This is a genomic window from Streptomyces sp. CO7 (genome assembly GCF_053474865.1).
On sequence record NZ_JBRIOU010000001.1, the window covers coordinates 27,189 to 33,951 of the forward strand.

4 protein-coding genes are annotated in these 6,763 nt (G+C 71.8%); 3 read left to right on the forward strand and 1 reads right to left on the reverse strand.

The genetic code is table 11. The features are described from left to right. Positions 1-493 precede the first annotated feature (493 nt). The 3 genes from ACOV8S_RS00125 to ACOV8S_RS00135 all read left to right on the forward strand — a co-directional run bounded on the left by ACOV8S_RS00125 (position 494) and on the right by ACOV8S_RS00135 (position 5,491). Positions 494-1,636, forward strand: a complete 1,143-nt coding sequence (locus ACOV8S_RS00125) for an LCP family glycopolymer transferase (RefSeq protein WP_448315112.1) — start codon at positions 494-496, stop codon at positions 1,634-1,636. A gap of 270 nt (positions 1,637-1,906) precedes the next feature. After that, the gene (locus ACOV8S_RS00130; RefSeq protein WP_448315114.1) at positions 1,907-3,667 is read left to right on the forward strand and encodes an LCP family protein; all 1,761 of its coding nucleotides are present in this window, start codon (positions 1,907-1,909) and stop codon (positions 3,665-3,667) included. Between the two features lie 129 nt (positions 3,668-3,796). Continuing rightward, positions 3,797-5,491, forward strand: coding sequence for an LCP family protein (locus ACOV8S_RS00135; protein WP_448315116.1), 1,695 nt, complete (start codon positions 3,797-3,799; stop codon positions 5,489-5,491). An 82-nt stretch (positions 5,492-5,573) separates the two neighbouring features. On the opposite strand, the gene ACOV8S_RS00140 is transcribed toward ACOV8S_RS00135, so the two are convergent. Further along, positions 5,574-6,608, reverse strand: coding sequence for a glycosyltransferase family 2 protein (locus ACOV8S_RS00140; protein WP_448315118.1), 1,035 nt, complete (start codon positions 6,606-6,608; stop codon positions 5,574-5,576). Positions 6,609-6,763 lie beyond the last annotated feature (155 nt).

Here is a 6,763-nt window from a genome sequence, read left to right on the forward strand (position 1 = left end):
GGCCGGGGCGGCCCCGAGCAGGGCGGCGCGCCGACCCGGACCCGGGGCGTCCGCGCGGGCCGGGGCGGTGGGGCGTCGTCGCGGCCAAGGCGGCAGGGCATTGCCACGGGCCGTCGCGGAAGGCTGCGTGCCCAGCCCCCGACACGGGGCACCCGCGCGGGCCAAGGCAGCAGGGCGTCGCAGCGGTCAAGGCGGCAGGGCATTGCCACGGGCCGTCGCGGAAGGCTGCGTGCCCAGCCCCCGACACGGGGCACCCGCGCGGGCCAAGGCGGCAGGGCATTGCCACGGGCCGTCGCGGAAGGCTGCGTGCCCAGCCCCCGACACGGGGCACCCGCGCGGGCCAAGGCGGCAGGGCATTGCCACGGGCCGTCGCGGCTGGGCGGTCCCGCGGAACGGGTCCCCACGTGCCCCCGTGGGGGCGAAGTTGTCGCCCACCCGGCCGCACGGGCGGGAGAGGGCTGCGCCGGGCGGGCATGGCACCGGGGTGCCGCCCGTGTCGTCGCCCACCCCGCCCCGCCGCCGTCGCCGGCTCCGGATCGCCGTCGTCACCCTCGGCACGCTCACGGCCGTGCTGCTGATCGCCGGACTGCTGGCCGGCTGGGCCGCCTACAGCCGGCTCAGCGAGAACGTCACCTCCGACGAGGCGACCGCCGCCGAGCTCGCCCGGCACGCCGCGGAGCGGCCGAGGCGGCTGGCCCCGGACGCCCGCAACGTGCTGCTGATCGGCTCCGACACCCGCTCCGGCAAGGGCAACGCCCGCTACGGGCCGAACCTGGGCGGCGAGCGCTCCGACACCACGATCCTGCTGCACCTGGCCGGCGACCGGCACAGCGCCGTGGCCGTCTCCCTGCCGCGCGACCTGATGGTGCGCGTCCCCGCCTGCCGCGACCGCGACGGCCGCGGCACCACGGCCGCCCGCCTCGCCCAGTTCAACAGCGCCTACTCCACCGGCGGCCCGGCCTGCACCATCCGCGCCGTGGAGAGGATGACCGGGGTGCGCGTCGACCACCACATGGTGATCGACTTCCACGGCTTCAAGGAGATGGTGGACGCCGTCGACGGCGTCGACATGTGCCTGGCCGAGCCGGTGCGGGACCGGGCGGCGAAGCTGGACCTCCCGGCCGGGCGGGTCACCCTGGACGGCGAACAGGCCCTCGGCTGGGTCCGCGCCCGCAAGTCCCTCGGCGACGGCAGCGACACCGCGCGGATGGAACGGCAGCAGCGCTTCCTGGGCGCCCTGGTGCAGAAGGTCCGCAGCGACCACGTCCTCTACAACCCGCTGCGGCTCTACCCGGTGCTCCACGCGGCCACCTCCTCGCTGACCACCGACCCGGGCCTGGCGGGGCTGCGGGACCTGTACGGCTTCGTGCGCGAGGTGCGCGGCATCCCCTCCGAGCGGATCCGGTTCACCACCGTGCCGCGCGAGGCGTACCCGGCCGACCCCAACCGCGACCGGCTCCTCCAGCCGGCCGCCGACCGTCTCTTCCGGCTGCTGCGCCACGACCGCCCGGTGCCCGTCACGGCGTCGCCCGTCACCGGCCGCACGGGCGCCGACGACGCGCCCGGCGCCCCCGCGGCGCCCACCCCCTCGCCCTCGTTCAGCGGCAGCACCGCCGCGGAGGATCCCTGCGGGTGAACGGCGGCCGCACGCGAACCGAAACTTCTTCTGATGCCCGGTCTACCGCAGGTAAAACCATGGCCAAGGCGTAGCACAGAGGTAACAGAATGGGGCAGATTGCCCGGTTGTAGGGAAGTGGAATGTGTCACCGTCGTCGCTGGTCGCCGGTGCGGGCGGATAGTGTGAGCGATCCGGTGCCCCGGCCAGGGTCCGTCCTGCGGTCGGCACCATGACGAGACCCCGCGCCTGGGGGAAGGCGCCGTGGCCCCGACGGAGGACTCAGCAACCGTGGACGCGCATGGCCGTGGGCGGGCGGACAACATCGATCCCGCCGACCAGTGGGTGCTCAACCCGCAGACCGGCGAGTACGAACTGCGACTGAGCAGTCCCGTTCCGCAGTCGGCGCCCCCGCCGGTGCCGGGTCCGCGCCGCCCGGCTCCCCGTGAGGGGGGCGTGCCGCGCGACCGCACCTCCCACGAGGCCGGCTACAGCAGTGAGGCCCCCGCGCGCCCGCGCCCCGGGCGCGAGGTCCCGCCGCCGCGCAGGCGCCGTGGCGAGCCCGAGGAGCCGGACACCGGCCGCCGACGGGGCCGCCCGAAGAAGAAGAGCAAGGCCAAGAAGATCCTCGCCTGGACCGGCGGTTCGCTGGCCTTCGTGATCCTGGCGTCCTCGGGCTACGGCTACTGGTACATCAAGGACCTCGAGGACAACATCCAGAAGACCAACTGCGGCGACGCCTGCTCCGACGGGTTCGCCAAGGACGAGGCCTTCAACCTCCTGATCATCGGCACCGACAAGCGCACCGGCAGCGGCAACAAGGGCTACGGCGACAAGAACAGCGTCGGCCACGCCGACACCACGCTGCTGCTGCACGTGGCCGAGGACCGCAGCAACGCCACGGTGCTGAGCATCCCGCGCGATCTGGTCATCGACATCCCGGACTGCGAGACCGTCGCGCAGGACGGCTCCAGCAAGATCGTGCCGGGCACGCCGGACACCCGCTTCAACGAGAGCCTCGGGCAGGGCGGCCGCAACGCGGGCTGCACCGCCAAGACCATCAAGGAAGTCACGGGCATCAAGGTCGACCACTTCATGGTCGCCGACTTCAACGCCGTGAAGACGCTGACCGCGGCCATCGACGGCGTCGAGGTGTGCGTCGAGAAGGCGGTCGACGACCCCAAGTCCCACCTGAAGCTGCCCGCCGGCAAGTCGACCATCGAGGGCGAGCAGGCCCTCGCCTTCCTGCGCACCCGCTACAGCTTCGGCAACTCCGGCGACCTGGACCGGATCAAGGCCCAGCAGGCCTTCCTCGCCTCGATGATGCGCAAGATGTCCTCCGGCGACACCCTCAAGAGCCCGACCAAGCTGAACAACCTGGCGCAGGCCGCGACCAAGGCCCTCGAGGTGGACGAGGCGATCGGCTCCGTCTCGGTGCTCAAGGACATCGCGCTGGAGATCAAGCAGGTCGACCCGAAGAACATGTCCTTCGTGACGGTTCCGGTCATCGACAACCCGGCCGAGCCGACCCCGGTCACCGTGGTGCCCAACCCCGCCAAGGCCCCGCAGGTCTTCGACCTGATCCGCGAGGACGTCTCCTTCACCGAGGTGAAGAAGCAGAAGCAGAAGCAGAAGGACGCCGACGCCGCCCGCCTCAAGGGTTCCAAGGCCGACGCCTCCGACGTGCGGGTGCAGGTCTTCAACGGCGGCGCCAAGTCCGGTTCCGCCTCGGCGACCCTGACCTGGCTGCAGAACGACCAGGGCGTCCTCAAGTCCGACAACGGCGGCAACGCCGACGCGACGCAGAAGAAGACGACGCTCGAGTACGCCCCGGACCAGGCCGACCAGGCCCGGGCACTGGCCGCGATGATGGGGCTCCCGGGTTCGGCGCTCAAGGAGGGGGAGAGCGCCACCAACGCCCAGGGCCTGCCGACCATGACGCTGATCCTGGGCGAGGACTTCAAGGAGGCGGGCGTGCCGCTGACCGCGCCGGAGAAGGCCCCGGACGACATCGACAAATCCACTGCCGACAAGGTTCAGTGCGCCAAGTAACGCGCATCACACGCCGGTTGGCGAAACACACAGCACAGAGCACGCAACGAAAAGACCGCCTCGCGCATCTCACAGGTGAGACGCGCGGGGCGGTCCCGTAGGCGGGCGAGGACAGGGGGAGGGGCACGAATGGCACAGACGCGTGTGCGTGGCGAGGGCCGGCGCCGCCGCTCTGCGGGGGACGCGGCCGACCTGGGGTGGGACGACGGCCTGTACGGGGCCGACGGCGCCGAGGACGGACCGCTCGGCGAGGACGGGGACCGCTCCGACACGTCCCCCCGAGACGGCGGCCGGCACGGGGGCGGCCGTGGCCGCGGCAGCCGCAGACGCGGCAGCGGCGGACGAAGACGCCGCGTCCTGCGCTGGACGGGACTGACGCTCGCCTTCCTGCTGGTCGGCACGGGCGTGGCGGGGTACCTGTACTACCAGCACCTCAACAGCAACATCAGGACCGACTCCCGCGCCGGCGGGAAGTCGGACGCCAAGAAGACGAAGCCGAACGCCGCCGGGCAGACCCCGCTGAACATCCTGATCATGGGCTCCGACGACCGCAACGATCCGCGGAACCTGAAGCTGGGCGGCAGCAAGGACAACGTCGGGCAGAAGCCCCGCGCCGACGTGCAGATGCTCCTGCACATATCGGCGGACCGTAAGAGCGCCTCGATGGTGAGCATCCCGCGCGACACCATGGTGAAGATCCCCGAATGCAAGGACTCCGACGGCACGCCCTACCCGGAGACCTTCGACATGATCAACTCGACGCTCCAGCGCGGCGGTCCCGGCTGCACGCTGTCGACCTGGGAGAACCTCACCGGCGTCTACATCGACCACTGGATCGTCATCGACTTCGTCGGCGTGGTGGACATGACGAACGCCATCGGCGGCGTCCCCGTCTGCGTCCGGCAGAACGTGTGGGACCGGCCGACGGCGGCGCAGCCGGGCGGCTCCGGGCTGAAGCTCGAGGCAGGCACGCGTCCCATCAAGGGCAAGCAGGCGCTGCAGTGGCTGCGGACCCGGCATGCCTGGGGCAGCGACCCGATGCGCGCCAAGGCCCAGCAGATGTACATGAACTCGATGATGCGCGAGCTCCAGAGCAAGAGCGTCTTCACCGACACCAGCGAGCTCACGGACCTCGCGGAGGCCGCCACCAAGGCGCTGAAGGTCTCCGAGGAGATCGGCACCGTCGCCAAGCTCGCCGACCTGGCCATGGAGCTGAAGGACGTCCCGGTCAACCGGATCACCACGACCACGATGCCCAACGTCGAGTGGCCCCAGAACAGGAACCGTCTGATCCCCAAGGAGGGCGACGCCGACAAGCTGTGGGCGATGCTCCAGGACGACGTGCCCTTCGACAGCAACGGCAAGAAGAAGGGCGCGGACACCGGTCCCGAGGACGAGGCGGCCCCCGACGGGGAGATCGCCGTCCAGGTCCGCAACGGCACGGCCGACGAGACGCTCGGCGCCGTGCCGGGCCGCGCCCTGACGATCAAGGACGCGCTGGTGGGCGAGGGCTTCGAGCTCGCCGAGGTGGACAAGGGCGCGACGGACCCCGCCAGGCGGACCGTGGTGCAGTACCCGAGCGCCGACCTGAAGGGCGACGCCCTGCGGGTCGCCGAGTCGCTGGGCATCCCCGCCGCCTCGGTGAAGAAGTCCTCCGCGGTGAACGGCGTGACGCTGACGGTGGGCGGCGACTGGCGTGAGGGCTCCGCCTATCCGAAGGACGAGGTGCTGGAGGAGGGCAAGCTCCCCGAGAGCGCGGGCGCCCAGAACGGCGCCGACAAGAAGCAGTGCATGGACGTCGCCGAGAAGATCTACACCTGGTAGACGCCTGGCCTCTCGGCGCTCCTACGGCGAAGGGCCCCGGTCGATCCGACCGGGGCCCTTCGCACGCCGTGACAGCGGCGCGTCAGTCGGCGGCCGGGGTGAGAACCGCCGGGCGCCGGGAGGCGATGACCTTGCGGGCCAGCGACTTCGGGCTGGTCAGGAAGCCCCAGCCCCACGACATGTGCATCGTGGCCAGCGCGACGGGGATCTGCAGCCGCGCCTTGAGCGGGAGGCCCTTGCCGGCCGGGACGGAGCCGGCGACGATCGCCGCCAGGTAGCCGCCGGGTATCACCAGCGCCCAGGGGGTGAGCGCGACGCCCGCGACCAGGCCCGCGGCGATGGCGCACACGGCGGTCGGCGGGGCGAGGTAGCGCAGGTTGATGGAGCCCTGGTGGTAGCGGGCCACCACGTGGCGCCAGCGGCCGTAGTCCTTGTACTGCTTCGCGAGCGCCTTGACGCTGGGCCGCGGCCGGTAGGAGACCCGCAGCTCGGGCGAGAACCAGATCAGGCCGCCCGCCTCACGGATCCGGAAGTTGAGCTCCCAGTCCTGGGCGCGGATGAACTCCACGTTGTAGCCGCCCTGCTGCTCCAGCGCCTCACGGCGGAAGACGCCCAGGTAGACGGTCTCCGCAGGGCCGGCCGTGCCGCCGGTGTGGAAGGCGGCGTTGCCCACGCCGATCTTCGAGGTCATGGCGGCGGCGACCGCGTGCTCCCAGTCGTTCTCGCCCTCGGCGTGCATGATGCCGCCGACGTTCTGCGCGCCGGTCTCCTCCAGGAGGCGGACGGCGGTGGCGATGTAGTTCGGGGAGAGCATCCCGTGGCCGTCGACACGGACCACCACGGGGTGGCGGGAGGCCTTGATCGCCGCGTTCAGGGCGGCGGGGGTGCGGCCGGTCGGGTTGGGGACCGTGTGCACCCGCGGGTCCTCGCGGACGAGTTCGGCGGCGATCTCGTCCGTGCGGTCCGCGGAGGGGCCGAGGGCGATCACGACCTCCATCTCGCCCGCGTACTCCTGGGCGAGGATCGCACGGACTGCCTCGCGAAGGTGCCGCTCCTCGTTGAGGACCGGCATGATCACGGACACGGCGGGAAGCTGCGCGGCGGAATTGGCGTTCATCAGGCCTCACGTTACCGCGATCGGGGGACACGGGCGCGCGCCGTCCTGCCGGGGGACCGGGCTGCAGATCGTATCGGCCTACCGTGCTCACGGAACGGATGCATATGGCCCGTTTACGGGCCCCCGGCCCTCCCCAGGCCCTCGTGGAGGTGTAC